The 14,925-nt window shown below is 65.1% G+C and carries 13 protein-coding genes and 2 pseudogenes; 6 read left to right on the top strand and 9 right to left on the bottom strand.

Annotated features, from left to right (window positions below; genetic code table 11):
- Nucleotides 1–218 precede the first annotated feature (218 nt).
- The 5 genes and pseudogenes from GIW81_RS03170 to GIW81_RS03155 all read right to left on the bottom strand — a co-directional run bounded on the left by GIW81_RS03170 (nt 219) and on the right by GIW81_RS03155 (nt 3,226).
- Entirely contained in the window at nt 219–932 is a 714-nt protein-coding gene (locus GIW81_RS03170) for a hypothetical protein (RefSeq protein WP_154737884.1), read from the bottom strand.
- Between the two features lie 162 nt (nt 933–1,094).
- Nucleotides 1,095–1,214 (bottom strand): annotated as a pseudogene (locus GIW81_RS18960) (DUF1801 domain-containing protein); the annotation flags it as partial.
- A gap of 60 nt (nt 1,215–1,274) precedes the next feature.
- Nucleotides 1,275–1,664: a VOC family protein gene (locus GIW81_RS03165; protein WP_324614875.1), complete on the bottom strand. Its 390-nt coding sequence runs from the start codon at nt 1,662–1,664 to the stop codon at nt 1,275–1,277.
- 192 nt (nt 1,665–1,856) lie between these two features.
- Nucleotides 1,857–2,357 (bottom strand): DUF1801 domain-containing protein, encoded by a 501-nt coding sequence (locus GIW81_RS03160; RefSeq protein ID WP_154737883.1) that lies wholly within the window; start codon nt 2,355–2,357, stop codon nt 1,857–1,859.
- 23 nt (nt 2,358–2,380) lie between these two features.
- Nucleotides 2,381–3,226 (bottom strand): AAA family ATPase, encoded by an 846-nt coding sequence (locus GIW81_RS03155; protein ID WP_154737882.1) that lies wholly within the window; start codon nt 3,224–3,226, stop codon nt 2,381–2,383.
- Nucleotides 3,227–3,718: 492 nt separating this feature from the next.
- Here GIW81_RS03155 and dksA point away from each other — a divergent pair, with 492 nt between their 5' ends.
- Nucleotides 3,719–4,156 carry an RNA polymerase-binding protein DksA gene (gene dksA / locus GIW81_RS03150; RefSeq protein WP_154739476.1) on the top strand — a complete coding sequence of 146 codons (438 nt, stop codon included), beginning with the start codon at nt 3,719–3,721 and terminating at the stop codon, nt 4,154–4,156.
- Between the two features lie 142 nt (nt 4,157–4,298).
- Here dksA and GIW81_RS19450 read toward each other — a convergent pair.
- Nucleotides 4,299–4,400, bottom strand: a pseudogene (locus GIW81_RS19450) (flagellar biosynthetic protein FliO); the annotation flags it as partial.
- A 461-nt stretch (nt 4,401–4,861) separates the two neighbouring features.
- Here GIW81_RS19450 and GIW81_RS03140 point away from each other — a divergent pair.
- Both GIW81_RS03140 and GIW81_RS03135 read left to right on the top strand, forming a co-directional pair.
- Nucleotides 4,862–7,387, top strand: coding sequence for a response regulator (locus tag GIW81_RS03140; RefSeq protein WP_229309065.1), 2,526 nt, complete (start codon nt 4,862–4,864; stop codon nt 7,385–7,387).
- Between the two features lie 17 nt (nt 7,388–7,404).
- A complete protein-coding gene (locus GIW81_RS03135) occupies nt 7,405–7,857 on the top strand; it encodes a hypothetical protein (RefSeq protein WP_154737879.1) in 453 nt (150 codons plus the stop codon).
- A 4-nt stretch (nt 7,858–7,861) separates the two neighbouring features.
- On the opposite strand, the gene GIW81_RS03130 is transcribed toward GIW81_RS03135, so the two are convergent.
- Both GIW81_RS03130 and GIW81_RS03125 read right to left on the bottom strand, forming a co-directional pair.
- On the bottom strand, nt 7,862–8,746 hold the full coding sequence (locus GIW81_RS03130) for a hypothetical protein (protein WP_154737878.1): 885 nt from the start codon (nt 8,744–8,746) through the stop codon (nt 7,862–7,864).
- 122 nt (nt 8,747–8,868) lie between these two features.
- Nucleotides 8,869–9,864, bottom strand: coding sequence for an energy transducer TonB (locus tag GIW81_RS03125; RefSeq protein ID WP_154737877.1), 996 nt, complete (start codon nt 9,862–9,864; stop codon nt 8,869–8,871).
- A gap of 207 nt (nt 9,865–10,071) precedes the next feature.
- Here GIW81_RS03125 and GIW81_RS03120 point away from each other — a divergent pair, with 207 nt between their 5' ends.
- On the top strand, nt 10,072–10,260 hold the full coding sequence (locus GIW81_RS03120; RefSeq protein ID WP_154737876.1) for a hypothetical protein: 189 nt from the start codon (nt 10,072–10,074) through the stop codon (nt 10,258–10,260).
- Nucleotides 10,261–10,366: 106 nt separating this feature from the next.
- Here the strand turns inward: GIW81_RS03120 and GIW81_RS03115 are convergent, their stop codons facing one another.
- Nucleotides 10,367–10,660, bottom strand: a complete 294-nt coding sequence (locus GIW81_RS03115; RefSeq protein ID WP_154737875.1) for a hypothetical protein — start codon at nt 10,658–10,660, stop codon at nt 10,367–10,369.
- 150 nt (nt 10,661–10,810) lie between these two features.
- Between GIW81_RS03115 and recA the strand changes: the two genes are divergently transcribed.
- Both recA and alaS read left to right on the top strand, forming a co-directional pair.
- Complete coding sequence (recA, locus tag GIW81_RS03110; RefSeq protein WP_154737874.1) at nt 10,811–11,953, top strand: recombinase RecA; 1,143 nt, start codon at nt 10,811–10,813, stop codon at nt 11,951–11,953.
- A gap of 256 nt (nt 11,954–12,209) precedes the next feature.
- Entirely contained in the window at nt 12,210–14,870 is a 2,661-nt protein-coding gene (alaS, locus tag GIW81_RS03105) for an alanine--tRNA ligase (RefSeq protein WP_154737873.1), read from the top strand.
- Nucleotides 14,871–14,925 lie beyond the last annotated feature (55 nt).

The raw sequence follows: 14,925 nt of genomic DNA, 5'->3' as shown, positions 1-14,925 counted from the left end.
GCGTCAGCCGTAGAAGATGACCAGGACGCCGGCAGCCATGACCGTCATTCCCATGAGGACGATCAAGCCGCTGCGAATGAACTCTGCCATGAAAACTCTCCACCTGGCTTTGATACTGGCAGCTTAGTCGCAAGCCATTGAACGATCGCTGAAGCGAGCCGTCAGGCTACGTTCATCTCGTCGAGCAAGCGGTCCCGCCTTTTGGCGCGGACCCGTACTCAATTTGGAGCAGCCGGTGCTCCCACTTCTGCCGCCGGCACGGCCGTCCATCCCTTCTCGGGCATGGAGATCGTGATGCGGCGCGAGCCGAGCTGCTGGTCGGAGACCCACGGCAGCGTGCGCTCGAAGACGACGGGTGCAGGCTTCGTGCCGAGCAGGCTGTCGATGACGTCGGGTCGCGCCGGCGCCGCGGTGACGAGGCTCAGCGTGAACCGGTAGTCGCCGGCCTCCTCCGCCAGCTTGGGGAGGGGATTGCCGACCGGATAGAAGCGCACGGTGTCGCTGAACGTGCCTTTGCCGGGAATCGACAATGGCGCGAACGAGCGGTTGGGCGCATCGGGGTCAACCTGATGCTCGCCGAGGAAGGCGCTGTAGTAGCGCTTCGTCCGCTTGCTCTTCAGGTCTTGGACTTCGAGTTCCATCGACAGAACCGTCCCCGTGCGGGCGCCCGAGTTCGTGACGGTAATCGGCACGACGAACACTTCCGTATCGCCGCCCCCGTCGCGAGCGTACTGAATGACCGGCGGCACGTAGATCTCGATGTCCGCCGTCTTGAAGCTGGCCTCGTAGAGCGAGAATGCGGACAAAACGAGTGCGACTGCGGACAAGATCGTGGCGTGTAACCCGCCGTAACCACTGTTGACGATGACGCTGGAGAGCGCTGGGTCGCGGACGCCGGGCATGCCTGGCGGCGGCGGATTGATCGATGGCATTTGAAATCCCCGTACGAAGTATCGCGGGGACACTACGCGCCCTTGTGGCGCGCCATGAAGGCAATCCACTCGGAAAGGTCAAAATCGCGAGGTGCTAGCGCGGCGCCGGGGCCGATGACGCGTTGGTGTTTTATGCCGGCGGGTACGCCGATGGCCTCGCCGTTACTTTTTGGCGCGGGCGGGGCGCGCGGCCGCCGGCTTCGACGTGTTGAGCGCCACGGCGGCGCGGATGAGCGCCTTGAACGCCGTCGCGTCGATCTTGTCACCCGCGTGGAGGTCGATGCAGCCCGTACGGCCATTTGCGGCTTGGTCAGTCGGCGCAAGACGCTTCGCTATTACACGCTACGGGCTCACCGGTTCTCGACGACCGGAAATGTTCTGGCCGATGCGCCACAAGACGCCGGTGGGATCAACGAGCACGAAGTCGCGCATACTCCCATGGTCTTCAGGTGGCTGGGGCTTCGCACCATATTTGGTCGCAATACCTTGAGCCTGGACGTGATGCCACCATGCATCAACATCATTCACCAGCAGATGCATCATGAAGTTGCCAGCATGCTCCTCGTTATAGAAATTCTGAAGCAGAAATGACGAATCTCCGTGCCGCAGCTCCGCCAGATGATCATCTGACCACGCGAGGTCGAAGCCGAGGTCCTGATAGAACTGCTTGGACAAAGCGAAATCTTGTGCTGGCACGAAAGCCTTGACCTCTACGGTCGTCAAGCTGCTCACGGTCGAGCTCCACGGTTAGGTCTCTCTTCATTCTCGCCACTCCACCTGCGCTAATAGCGCAGCGTAATTCGCCAAATCAGTGACGACGAAACAGATGGCGCTGCACTACCATGTCAAAGTCGATCGCGGACATGATGCCGTCGCCGCATTCTTGGCGACCGGTCGCGCCACGCAAGCGGCTCGCGAGCGAGTTCACATGCGTTCGCCGGGGAGCTTGCTCGCTTGCTTGATCCAGCGAGCGAGCTGCGCTTCGTCGAACCGATCGTCCTCGTGGATGTCGAGGTAGCGCACGTCCTTCTGCTTGGACGGGCCGGGCGGCTCGGGACGCAGCGCCGCGCCGCGGAAGAAAGCCACCTTGATGTACTTCGCGAAGACGTGGACGCCGAGGAACCAGACGTTGTCCTCGACGCCATACAACGGCGAGTTCCACTTGACTGCCTTGCGCACGCCGGGGACGGTGCGGACGATGAGCGCGTCGAGGCGGCGTCCGACGTCGCTCTTCCAGCCCGGCATGGCGGCGATATAGGCCTGCACGGGCGCGTCGCCGTAGCCCTTGGCGATCTGCGGGTTGCCGCCTGAAAGGAGACGCGGCTTCGCCACCTTCGTTGCCGACTTGCGCGGCTTCGCCTTCGCCACCGTCTTGCGCGGCTTCGCCGCGACCTTCGCCGGCTTCCTGGGCTTCTTGACGGCCATTGTCGTCGCTCCGTCGGATGAACCTACTCGCCGCGGCGGCGCGCCATGAAGGCGATGCGCTCGAACAGGTGCAGGTCCTGCTCGTTCTTGAGCAGCGCGCCGGCGAGCGGCGGGATGAGCTTGCGGCTGTCGGTCTCGCGCAGCGTCTCCGGCTGTACGTCCTCGTTCAACAAGAGCTTCAGCCAGTCGAGCAGCTCCGACGTCGACGGCTTCTTCTTGAGGCCGGGCACGTCGCGGATCTCGTAGAAGATGCGCATGGCCTCCGAAACCAGCCGCCCCTTGAGGCCGGGGAAATGCACCTCGACGATCTGGCGCATCGTCTCGTCGTCGGGGAACTTGATGTAGTGGAAGAAGCAGCGGCGCAGGAAGGCGTCGGGCAGCTCCTTCTCGTTGTTCGAGGTGATGATGACGATGGGGCGGTTCACCGCCTTTACCGTCTCGCCGGTCTCGTAGACGAAGAACTCCATGCGATCGAGCTCCTGCAACAGGTCGTTGGGGAACTCGATGTCGGCCTTGTCGATCTCGTCGATCAGCAGCACCGGGCGCACGTCCATGACGAACCCTTCCCAGAGCTTGCCGCGCTTGATGTAGTTCTTGATGTCGTGGACCTTGGCGTCGCCGAGCTGGCTGTCGCGCAGGCGGGAGACCGCGTCATATTCGTAGAGGCCCTGGTGGGCCTTGGTCGTCGATTTTATATGCCACTCGATGATCGGCACCTTGAGCGCGTCGGCTACCTCGAGCGCCAGGGCGGTCTTGCCGGTGCCGGGCTCGCCCTTGATGAGCAGCGGGCGGGACAGGGTGATGGCTGCATTCACAGCCACCTTGAGGTCGTCCGTCGCCACGTAGCGGCGCGTTCCATCGAACTTCATGCGGGGGGAGAGGTCCTCTAGTCTGTGACGGGCTAATCGACTGTAGAGGCGGGCGGCTTACGAAGAAAGCCGCGCCTGGACGGAGCGGTTGCCGCAAGGGCGGATGACCCCCGGGTAGGCCAATACTTCCCGAATGACCGATTCGGTCCCTAGGCCTTTTTCTTTTCCCTGGCGCAACTTAACTCCGTGCAGGGAACGCCTTGACAGCCGCCCGCCGGGTCGTCATTAGGAGGCGCCTAAATTAGCTTGTTACCGCCGGTTGAGGGACCGGCCGTCTCTTCAAGCCTTCCGAAGGCCAGGATGAGCAAGCGAAACGTCAAGCAGCCCGCCAAGGCGAAGGCCTCCTCATCGGCCCGCGCTGCACCCTCACGCGCGGCAAAGAGCAACGGTGGTGCCGTGCTCAAATCGAAACCGGTCGCAAACAAGAAGGCTGTCGAGAAGAAGCCTGCCGACAAGCAGGCAGTTGTGAAGCAGAAGGTTGCGGGGAAAAAGATGACGGCGCGAGCCAAGTCTTCGTCGATTGTACTGCCGCCCGACTATCGTCCGAGTGAGGACGAGCCGTTCATGAACGAGCGCCAGCGGATGTATTTCCGCAACAAGCTGCTTGCCTGGAAAGACGAAATCATCCGCCAGACCCGCGAGACGCTGGTCGGGCTGCACGAGGAATCGACGCAGCACGCCGACCTAGCCGACCGCGCCACCTCCGAGACCGACCGGGCGCTGGAGCTGCGCGCGCGCGACCGCCAGCGCAAGCTCGTCGGCAAGATTGACGCGGCTCTGGCCCGCATCGATGACGGCTCGTACGGGTTCTGCGAGGAGACGGGCGAGCCGATCGGCTTGAAGCGCCTCGATGCGCGCCCGATCGCGACCTTGTCGGTCGAGGCGCAGGAGCGCCACGAGCGCCGCGAGCGCGTCTACCGCGAGGACTGATCGCAGCGCTGGGGCCGCGATCCTTCCATCCATCCATCGCCGTTGGGTACCGCGCGGAATTTTATTCGGCCGCCTGGCCGAGCGCGTGCGGCGGCAGCGTGTGCGGTGACGCGGCTTTTCGCGTGTCGCCGGAAGTTGATTGCGCGCCGATGCCGCTTTCGATCACGATGTCTACCGGTCCACCCGTCATCACCAAATGCTCGACGTCGTCGCGGCGCACGAGGATGAGCTTGCGCTTGGCGTCGATCGAAACCTGCTCGACGATGTGGATGCGCTTCGCCGGCTTTGGCGCGAACATCTTGGCGAGACCCGGACCTCGGCGCGCATTTCGCACGATAACGGCGACCGCCACGATGACTGCGGCAACGAACGCAACGACGAGCACGCGCAGCAGAACTTCCGTCATTTCTCACCCGTCGTGCGTAAGTCGCACAGATCGCTCGCGGTTTCCGATTCGCCATCGGGACGTCTCGCGCCCGCCTCCGGGTATAGCGAGCAATTCATGCGATTTTAACTCTAATGATCGAACTCTTGACGGGTAAAGCGACGCAACCCGACACGCCGCAACGCCCGAAAAATCAGGGCTCCTTGAGATCCGCGGCCAACATCCAGTGCGAAGCTTTTTTGTGTGTAATGCGTAAGAGTATAGCGGCCATGCCGGCGTTCCACGCCCCCCCCTCCCAGAATCAGATAGCCTCTTTGCGTATGCGCGAGCACGACGCAATCGAGCTGCCGTCCGCTCCCTTCGATGCCATTTCACCGATGCAGGGGCTGGGCAGCTACCTGCCGACCGTCGGCGCCATCGTCGCCGGCGCGATCATCGCGCTGGGCGTGGTGGCGAGCGGCGCGGGAACGCCCGTGCTCATCGCCGCGCTGGTGGCGCTGGCGACGGCCGGTGTGTTCTTCCTGCTCGCCTACTCCGCCGGCTACATCCGCTTCGGACAGCGCCTGCCGCTCGCCGAAGTGGTGAAGGCCGCCACCGACGGTCTCGATGTCGGCGTGATGATCGCGCGGCGCGAGGGCGAGCCGGTCTACGCCAACACGGCGTTCGAGGGCTTCATCGGGCGCGGCGAGCGCGATGCCGTCGTCGGCCTGCAGCAGTTTCTTGCCAGCGACGCGGCAGGGAGCGCCGCGCTGTTCCGCCTGACGCGCGCCGCCGAGCACGGCGAGGCGCTGTCTGAAGAATTTTCCATCGGCCGCATGGTCGTGGGCGGGCGCCCCCGCCGCACGCTGCAGCTCGCGGTCAATCCGCTTGCCGGCGATGGCGCGCAGGAACTCGTTCTCTGGCGCCTCACCGACGTCACCGCCGACCGCCAGCGCGAAGCGAACCGCGTCGCCGGCGTCGAGGTCCAGCTCGCGCAATTCGACAACGCTCCGATCGGCCTGGCGTCGGTTGCGGCCGACGGAACGCTGCTGCACGTCAACGGCACGCTCGGCCGCTGGATCGGTCGCACGCCGCGCGCCGTACTCGACGAGAGGCTGACGCTTGCCGATATCGCCTCGGGCGACGGCGCGGCGCTCGTCTCGCGCCTTACCGGCTCGGAGAGCCAGGAAGCGGCGACGCTCGACTTCGATCTCGCGCGTGAGGACGGCCGCGTCATGCCGGCTCGCCTCTTGGCGCGGGCGGTGCCGAGCGGCAAGGGCCTGACGGTGGCGATCGTCGATCTTGCCGGCGACGGCGCGGCGGAATTCGAAGAGGACGCGTCGGGCGCCCGCTTTGCCCGCTTTTTCCAGTCGGCGCCGTTTGGCATCGCGATGCTCGGCTCCGACGGGCGCATCGTGTCGGCGAACTCGTCGTTCTGCCGCATGCTGCTCGACGGTGCGGCCGGCACCGGCATCGCCGCTGCCGATGCGCTGGGCCGCGCCGCCGACGCCGAGACGCGCAAAGCGGTCGACGAGGCCCTGCAGCGGGTCATTTCGGGCCGCGTGCATACCGTGCCGATCGAGATCGCCGCCGGCGCCAAGCGCGATCACGTCACGCGCGTCTACATGAGCCCGTTCGCGGCGGGCGGTGCGCGCGAGGCGGCGATCCTCTATGTCGTCGACGCGACCGAGCAGAAGGCGCTGGAAGCGCGGTTTGCGCAGAGCCAGAAGATGGAAGTGGTCGGCAAGCTCGCGGGCGGCATCGCCCACGACTTCAACAACATGCTGACCGCGATCCTCGGCTTCTCCGACATGCTGCTCGCCCAGCATCGGCCGAAGGATGTTGCCTACAAGGACCTTACTAACATCAAGGCCAGCGCCAACCGCGCCGCCGAGCTGGTGCGCAAGTTGCTGGCCCTGGCCCGTCAGCAGACGCTGCAGAACGAGGTGATAAATCTCGGTGAGGTTCTCACCGATCAGTTCAACATGTTGAAGGGCTTCGTCAGCGAGAAGAGCGAGCTGAAGATCTCCACCTCGCCTGACCTGTGGACGGTGATGGTCGACAAGCACGAGTTCGAGCAGGCGCTGTACAACCTCGTCACCAACGCCAAGGACGCGATGCCGGATGGCGGCACGGTTGCCATCCGTGCCCGCAATGTTCCCGAGCGCGAGACACAGAAGTTCGAGAACCGCGAGTTCGTGCCGGGCGAGTACGTGCTGATCGAGGTCGGCGATACCGGCCACGGCATGAGCCGCGAGGTGATGGACAAGATCTTCGAGCCGTTCTTCACCACCAAGGCGATCGGCAAGGGCACAGGTCTCGGCCTCGCCTCGGTCTACGGCATGGTCAAGCAGTCGGGCGGCTACATCTACCCGGAGAGCGAGGTCGGCAAGGGCACGACCTTCCGCATCTACCTGCCGCGCTACCAGGCCGACAAGGACGAGGAAGTCGTCGCCCCGAAGGAGAAGAAGAGGGAGCAGCGCGCCGCCGATCTCACCGGCACCGGCCGCGTGCTCCTCGTCGAGGATGAGGAGGTCGTACGCAACTTCGCCGCCCGCGCCTTGAAGCGCCAGGGCTACAAGGTTCTCGAGGCCTCGACCGGCGTCGAGGCGCTCGAGGTCATGGAGAAGCACAAGGGCAAGATCGACATCGTCGTCTCCGACGTGGTCATGCCGGAGATGGACGGCCCGACGCTTCTCAAGGAGCTGCGCAAGACCAATCCCAACCTGAAGATCATCTTCGTCTCAGGTTATCCGAACGACGCCTTCAAGTCGGCGCTGGGTGACGAGGACTTCGCGTTCCTGCCCAAGCCCTTCTCGCTGCCGCAGCTCGCCGCCAAGGTGAAAGAGGAGCTTAGCCGCGAGTAATCGGCTAAGCTCGGGGCATGACCCACCTCCGCCTCCTCGTGCTCGCCGTCGCCTTTCTCGGCACTCCTGCCGCGATGGCGCAGTCGCTCCTGCCGAATTCGGGAGCGGCCTTCGCGCCGCTGCCGACCGACGAGCCGGTGCGGAATGGGATGCTGGCGATCCGGGACCTCGTGCGCACCAACCATTCGCTCGTCACGCATCGGCGCATGCCGCCCGACCACGCGCAGCGGTTCGCCAGTCAGGTGAAGGCGGAATCAGAAAAAATTCTCTCCACCACCAAGCTGTCGGGTGACGGACGCGAGAAGCTTCGCGGGCTGCTGGATGAGATCGTTGCGGGGATCGAAGCCGTGGCGAAGCCGGCGGCGGGCGCCGATCCGTTGGACGGTCTGGTGCGGGCCGACGAGGCCCTGGCGCGCTACGGCAAGGAGTTCGACCACCCGGATTGGGCGCCGCTGCAGGCGCTCGATTGAGAGATCAGAACTCGCCGGTGATGCCGACGACGGGACCGTGCTGGATCACGTCGAACTCGTAGCGGCCCGTGCCGACGCCCTGATCGTAGTCGACGGACAGCGCCTTGTAGCCGAGGTAGCCGTCGAAATCGATGCCGCCACGGCTGCCGAGGTAGGACGAGTAAGTGCCGATGAGCTGCCAGGTGAACTGGCTGCCGGCGCCAAAGCCGCCGAAGTCGCCGCGCAACATCAGCTCCTCGCCCGGATGCAGCGTGTGCGTGAGCCGCGCGCCGATGAACGGATCGACCCAGTCGACGCCGCCCGAGCGCGCCAGGGCGGTGGCTCCCGATACGATCAGGCCGTCGACGTTGAGCGTGCCGGCCAGCGCGACGTTGACGTCGAGCTCCTGGTGCCAATAGCGCAGGCCCGCGAGCAGATCGAGCGTGGTGTCGGTCTCGGCCGCCGAGTGCCCCCACTTGAAGCGGTTGGTCTCGTACATGAAGCCGGCTTCGACGATCCAAAAGCGGTAGTCGGCCGACAGGGCGGTACCGAGCGTGCCGGCAACGTGCGGCGAGAAGGTTTTCGAGGTGACGAGGTCGGTGGAGTCCGCGACGTCGGCATAAATGACGTCGGAGAACAGCGTGATCGCCCCGCGCCGCATCTGCTGATAGCTCATCCAGGCGAAGTTGAGGTCGGACAAGACCTGCGCCGGATTTTGGCTCATCGAGAACTCGCGGCCCTTAATGACCGCGTCGCCCTCGACCCAGGTGAGCCAAGCATAAGGGGTGAACTGGTAGTGCCAACCGGTGGGACCCGGCTTGATCGGCGTCACCGTGGTTTGAAATCCATCGGCGAGCGCCGCCGATGAGAGCACGAGCAACGCGGCGGTCGCAACGATCAGCACGCGCATAGTCCACCCTTCCTCGGCGGGATTTCCACAGGTTTCGCACACTGGCTGATTCGTTGGCTGGAGGTTGTGGCGATGTAGCCACGTCGGGCGCGCTTGCAGGTCTCTTGCGGCTAGGGGGCCGCTCAGCCGAAGACGTAGTCGATGATGTAGGTGCGCGCCTCGGCCGAAAGGCCTTCCGGTGGCTTCGCGAACTTGGCGCGATGGATGGCGTTGACGGCCGCGTCGTCCATCGCCTTGTTGCCGCTCGAGTGCAGCACGCGGACGTACAACAGGTCGCCCTGCTGGGTGATCTGGAAGGTGACGAGTACTCGGCCCCACAGTGCCAGGGGGCCGGGGCGCGTCTTTATCAGGGCGTCGATGACGCTCTTGTTGAAGGCATCGGACTTCCCGCCGGCGCCTGTGCCGCGCACCTGCATGCCGCCACCGGAGAACATCGCCTGCTGCTGGCGCTGCGGGCGGCGCTGCTGCATCTGCTTGCGGTCGTAATGCGCCTTGACCTGGTCCTGCAGGTCGCTGGCGGCGGCATCGACGAGGGCTTCGAGGGAGGGCATCGAGGATTGCTCCTTCTCTTGCTCCTTCTCGCTCTCCTGCTCCTTCTCCGCGCTCTCCTGCTGCTCCTGCGGCTCATCCTTCGCCGGCTCCTCGCTCGGCTTCTCCGTCGGTTGTGGTTGCTCGACCGGCGGCTGCGGCAGCGCCGCCTGCTGCTGCGGTTGCGGCGGCGCGGGGTTGGGCGGCTGGTTGGCGCCGTCGCGCCACTTCTCCGTCTTGGCTTTGAAGTCGGGCTCGGGGACGAGCTCGACGCTGACCGAGTCCCCGCCTTGCCCCATGCGCTCTTTGCGCTGGCGCTCCAGCTCCCGCTCGATGCCGCTGAAGCCGCCGAGGTTCATCAGCTGCGCGGCGATGACCGCTACATAGAGCAGCGTGACGAACACCGCGCTCGCCCACAGCGTCCGCTCGTTCTGCTCGGCGTTGGCGCGAATGCGCTGGTCGGCGTCGAGCACGCCGATGAGGGTCGCCGCCTCGGCGGAGGCGGCGGCATCGGAGGGCGCAGATGTGGGCGCGATGGCTGCGGCTTTCTCAGCCGCCAGCTCCTGCGCCACGGTTGCGATATCGGCCATCACGGCTCGCGAATCGGCTCTCGATTGATCAATGACTTTAGCGCGTTAACGGCGATCCGCTTGCGGCCAATTGGCAACGCTGCCCACGCGAATGCCTCTCACCTTTCACCACCGGAAATCCCCGGTGTTCATCTAAGCCGGAAAATCGCTTTGACAACCTCGGGTGGAATGCCGCTATCTCTTGCCCTTCGGCGGGGTTCACAAAAAATGACAAGCAAGCCTGCGTATATCGCGGTCTACGGACCGCCTAAATCCGATTTGCCTCACATCGCTGTCGTCATCTATCCGGACGGAGAGGTGACAGGGCTTGCCGCAGTATCGGCTACGGCGGCCGAAACGCTCGTCACTGAGCTGGCCCTCCAGATGGGCGCGCACATGGGCGACAACGACGGCTAGTAGCGAATTTCCTGCAAGCGCCGCAATGCCAGCCGTCATCGTCCTGGCCAGGCAACGCCAGAAACCCAATGCTTACGGGTAAACGCCGGTGCGAGACGGCACCCGACTAGCACTCGTCGCAGTCGGGTTCGACGAGTTCGAGCAGCGTGTCGATCAGAACGAGAGCCGTGCCGATGACTGCGGCGTTCGCGCGGTAGGCGAGCTCGACCTCTGCCAGGGTGGTGATGTTCTCGATGGCATCGCCAAGAGGGAGGGCGCCGATGCGGACGGGCGTGCCCGGAGCGCCCGGCGCGGGACCAACGGTTGGCCGTGTGGAGGCGATGGCTTGGGCAACCGCCTCAAGTCTCTGGCTTTGCACCGCCATGGCGTTGGCGGCAGTGGAGATGATGTTGTTCAACATGGGACGCACGCTACGCAACAAACAGAATGCGCTCAGCGTTGCCGGGGAAGTATTTCGGTGCCCTTAACGCGGTCTGGACCAACAAGAACAAAAAGGGTACAGTTGAGTCGAAATTGAGAACGTAGGGCGCTTGCCATATAGGTGAACGACATGACGAACCGGCCGGAATTAAAGGTCGTCGAGGGGGGTGCGATGGACAAGATGAAGGCGCTGGAGGCGGCGCTCTCCCAGATCGAGAAGATGCACGGCAAGGGCTCGGTCATGCGGCTGGGCGCCAGCGACCAGAGCATGGACGTGGAGGCGATCTCCACGGGCTCGCTGGGCCTCGACATCGCGCTCGGTATCGGCGGCCTGCCGCGCGGCCGCGTCGTCGAGATCTACGGGCCTGAATCCTCTGGCAAAACGACTCTATCGCTGCAGGTGGTGGCGGAAGCCCAGAAGACCGGCGGCATCTGCGCCTTCGTCGACGCCGAGCACGCGCTCGATCCGGTTTACGCGAGGAAGCTCGGCGTCAAGGTCGAGGACCTCTTGATCTCGCAACCCGACAGTGGCGAGCAAGCGCTGGAGATTGCCGACACGCTGGTGCGCTCCGGCGCCGTCGATGTGCTGGTGGTGGACTCCGTTGCCGCATTGACGCCCAAGGCCGAGCTCGAGGGCGAGATGGGCGACATGCAACCCGGCATGCAGGCGCGCCTGATGAGCAAGGCGCTGCGCAAGCTTACCGCCTCCATCTCCAAGTCGGGGACAATGGTGATCTTCATCAATCAGATCCGCATGAAGATCGGCATCATGTTCGGCAACCCGGAGACGACGACCGGCGGCAACGCCCTGAAGTTCTATGCCTCTGTGCGCCTCGACATCCGCCGCATCGGCCAGATCAAGGACCGCGAGGAGGTCGTCGGCAACCAGACGCGCGTCAAGGTCGTCAAGAACAAGGTGGCGCCGCCGTTCAAACAGGTCGAGTTCGACATCATGTACGGCGAGGGCATCTCCAAGAACGGCGAGCTGATCGACCTCGGCTCGAAGGTGGGCGTGGTCGAGAAGTCCGGCGCCTGGTTCTCCTACGACGGCAACCGCATCGGCCAGGGGCGCGAGAACGCCAAGGCGTTCCTGAAGGAGAACCCGAAGGTGGCTACGGCCATCGAGAAGGCGATCCGCCAGAATGCCGGCCTCATCGTCGACAAGCTCCTCATCGAGGAGCAGACAGGCGAGGAGGGCGAGGAGCCGGACGAGGATGGCGTGCTGCCTGACGAGGACGACAGCGGCAAGAAACCCGCCCGCGCCAAGCGGTAGTCCTGCCTTTGTATCCCATGTCATCCTCGGCTTTAGGCCGAGGATCCAGGTCGCAGCATATTCCCATTGTCGGGCGTACGCGGTGGCGTGGTCCTCGGGACAAGCCCGAGGATGACACTCATACCGGCGTAGGCGGTAGAAAGCGCCGCAGGCGCTTGACACAAAGGCTTCTGATCCGCGACGGATAGGCCCGAACACGCGGGCGCCGGACCCCGATGGTCCCGGCGCTCCTGGCGCCTATTCCCGAAAGCGATCCATGGCCTCCGTCAACGACATCCGCCGCACGTTTCTCGACTTCTTCAAGAAGAACGGCCACGCGGTCGTGCCGTCGTCGCCGCTGGTGCCGCGCAACGACCCGACGTTGATGTTCACCAACGCCGGCATGGTGCAGTTCAAGAACGTGTTCACGGGCCAGGAGACCCGCCCCTACGTGCGGGCGGCGTCCTCGCAGAAGTGCGTGCGCGCCGGCGGCAAGCACAACGACCTCGACAACGTCGGCTACACCTCCCGCCACCACACTTTCTTCGAGATGCTCGGCAACTTCTCCTTCGGCGACTACTTCAAGGAGCAAGCGATCCCGCTCGCCTGGGATCTGCTGACCAAGGAGTACGGCCTCGACAGGAAGCGGCTGACGATCACCGTCTATCATACCGACGACGAGGCCTATCGGATCTGGAAGAAGCTGACCGGCTTCGGCGACGACAAGATCATCCGCATCGCCTCGAGCGACAACTTTTGGCAGATGGGCGACACCGGCCCCTGCGGCCCATGCTCGGAAGTCTTCTTCGACCATGGCGACAAGATCTTCGGCGGCCCGCCCGGCTCCAAGGACGCCGACGGCGACCGCTTCGTCGAGATCTGGAATCTCGTGTTCATGCAGTTCGAGCAGCTGCCGGGTGGCGAGCGCGTCGACCTGCCGAAGCATTCGGTCGACACCGGCATGGGGCTGGAGCGCGTCGCCGCCGTGCTGCAGGGCGTGCACGACAACTACGACATCGATCTGTTCAAGGCGCTGATCGCCGCTTCCGTGCAGGCGACAGGTATCGCCGCGACGGGCGAGCACAAGGCCTCGCACCGTGTCATCGCCGATCACCTGCGCGCGACGAGCTTCTTGATTGCCGACGGCGTGCTGCCGTCGAACGAAGGGCGCGGCTACGTGCTCCGCCGTATCATGCGCCGCGCCATGCGCCACGCGCACCTGCTCGGCGCCGAGGAGCCGCTGATGTATCGCCTGGTGCCGTCGCTCGTGCACGAGATGGGCGACACCTACCACGAGCTGCAGCGCGCCCAGCCGCTCATCACCGAGACGCTGCACCTGGAAGAGACGCGCTTCCGCAAGACGCTCGCCAAGGGCCTCGGCCTGCTCGGCGACGCGACGGCAAAACTGAAGAAGGGCGACGTGCTGCCCGGCGAGACCGCGTTCAAGCTCTACGACACCTACGGCTTCCCGCTCGACCTCACCGAGGATGCGCTGCGCGCCCGGGGCGTCGCCGTCGACACCAAGGGTTTCGATGCCGCGATGGAGCGGCAGAAGGCGGAAGCGCGCAAAGCCTGGAAGGGCTCGGGCGAGGCGGCGACGGAATCGGTCTGGTTCGAGGTGAAGGAAAAGACCGGCGCCACCGAGTTCATCGGCTACGACACCGAGACGCTGAGCGCCGAGATCGTCACGCTCGTGAAGGACGGCAAGGAGACGAAGGCGCTCAAAGCCGGTGACGAGGCGGCGATCGTCGTCAACCAGACGCCGTTCTACGGCGAATCCGGCGGCCAGGTTGGCGACACGGGCGTTATCCGCGGCGCCAAGGGCGAGCTGTTCCGCGTCGCCGACACGCAGAAGAAGGCGGGCGGCCTCTTCGTGCACTTCGGCAAGGTGGAGAAGGGCGGCTTCAAGCCGGGCGACGCGGTCGATCTGGAGGTTGATCACGCGGCGCGCTCGTCGATCCGCGCCAACCACTCGGCGACCCACTTGCTGCACGAGGCGCTGCGCCAGGTCCTGGGCGACCACGTCGCGCAGCGCGGCTCGCTCGTCGCGCCCGATCGCTTGCGCTTCGACTTCGTGCACACCAAGCCGATGACGCCGGAAGAGATCGCCAAGGTCGAAGACATCGCCAACGCGGTGATCGTCGAGAACGCGCCGGTCGAGACGCGGCTGATGGGCGTCGAGGAAGCGAAGCAATCCGGCGCCCGCGCGCTGTTCGGCGAGAAGTACGGTGACGAGGTGCGCGTCGTGTCGATGGGTGCTGCTCCGGGTGCGAATACGCTCGGCTGGTCGGTCGAATTGTGCGGCGGCACGCACGTGAAGCGCACCGGCGACATCGGCCTCGTCAAGGTTCTGGCCGAAGGGGCGAGCGCGTCCGGCGTGCGCCGCATTGAGGCGCTGACCGGCGATGCCGCACGCGCCTACCTCTCCGAGCAGGAGACGCGCCTCAAGGAGATCGCCTCGGCGCTGCACGTGCGGCCCGAGGATGCGGCCGAGCGCGTCAAGGCGCTGATCGAGGAGCGCAAGCAGCTCGAGCGTCAGCTCGCGGAGGCCAAGAAGCAGATCGCCATGGGCGGCGGCGGCAAGGACGCAGGTCCCGCCATCGTCGAGGTCGGCGGACGCAAGTTCCTCAAGCTGTCCGTCACCGGCGTCGAGATGAAGGACCTGAAGGCGATGGCCGACGACGGCCGCGCCAAGATCGGCTCCGGTATCGTCGCCATCGCCAACAACTCCGTCGACGGCAAGCTCGGCATCGTCGTCGCCGTCACCACCGATCTCACCGGCGAGGTGAGCGCCGTCGATCTCGTGCGCGCCGGCTCGGAGGCGGTCGGCGGCAAGGGCGGCGGCGGGCGGCCGGACATGGCGCAGGCGGGGGGCCCCGACGGCTCGCGCGCCGATGCGGCGCTGCAAGCGATCGAAGACCGTCTCAACGCCGCCTGAACTTCTCAACGATCAGCAAATCTACCCCGCCTCAATTGCGGGACGATTCTGCTAT

The sequence above is a fragment of the Hyphomicrobium album genome (assembly GCF_009708035.1).
Classification (GTDB): Bacteria; Pseudomonadota; Alphaproteobacteria; order Rhizobiales; family Hyphomicrobiaceae; genus Hyphomicrobium_A; species Hyphomicrobium_A album.
This window is presented reverse-complemented; position numbering and strand designations above follow the sequence as displayed.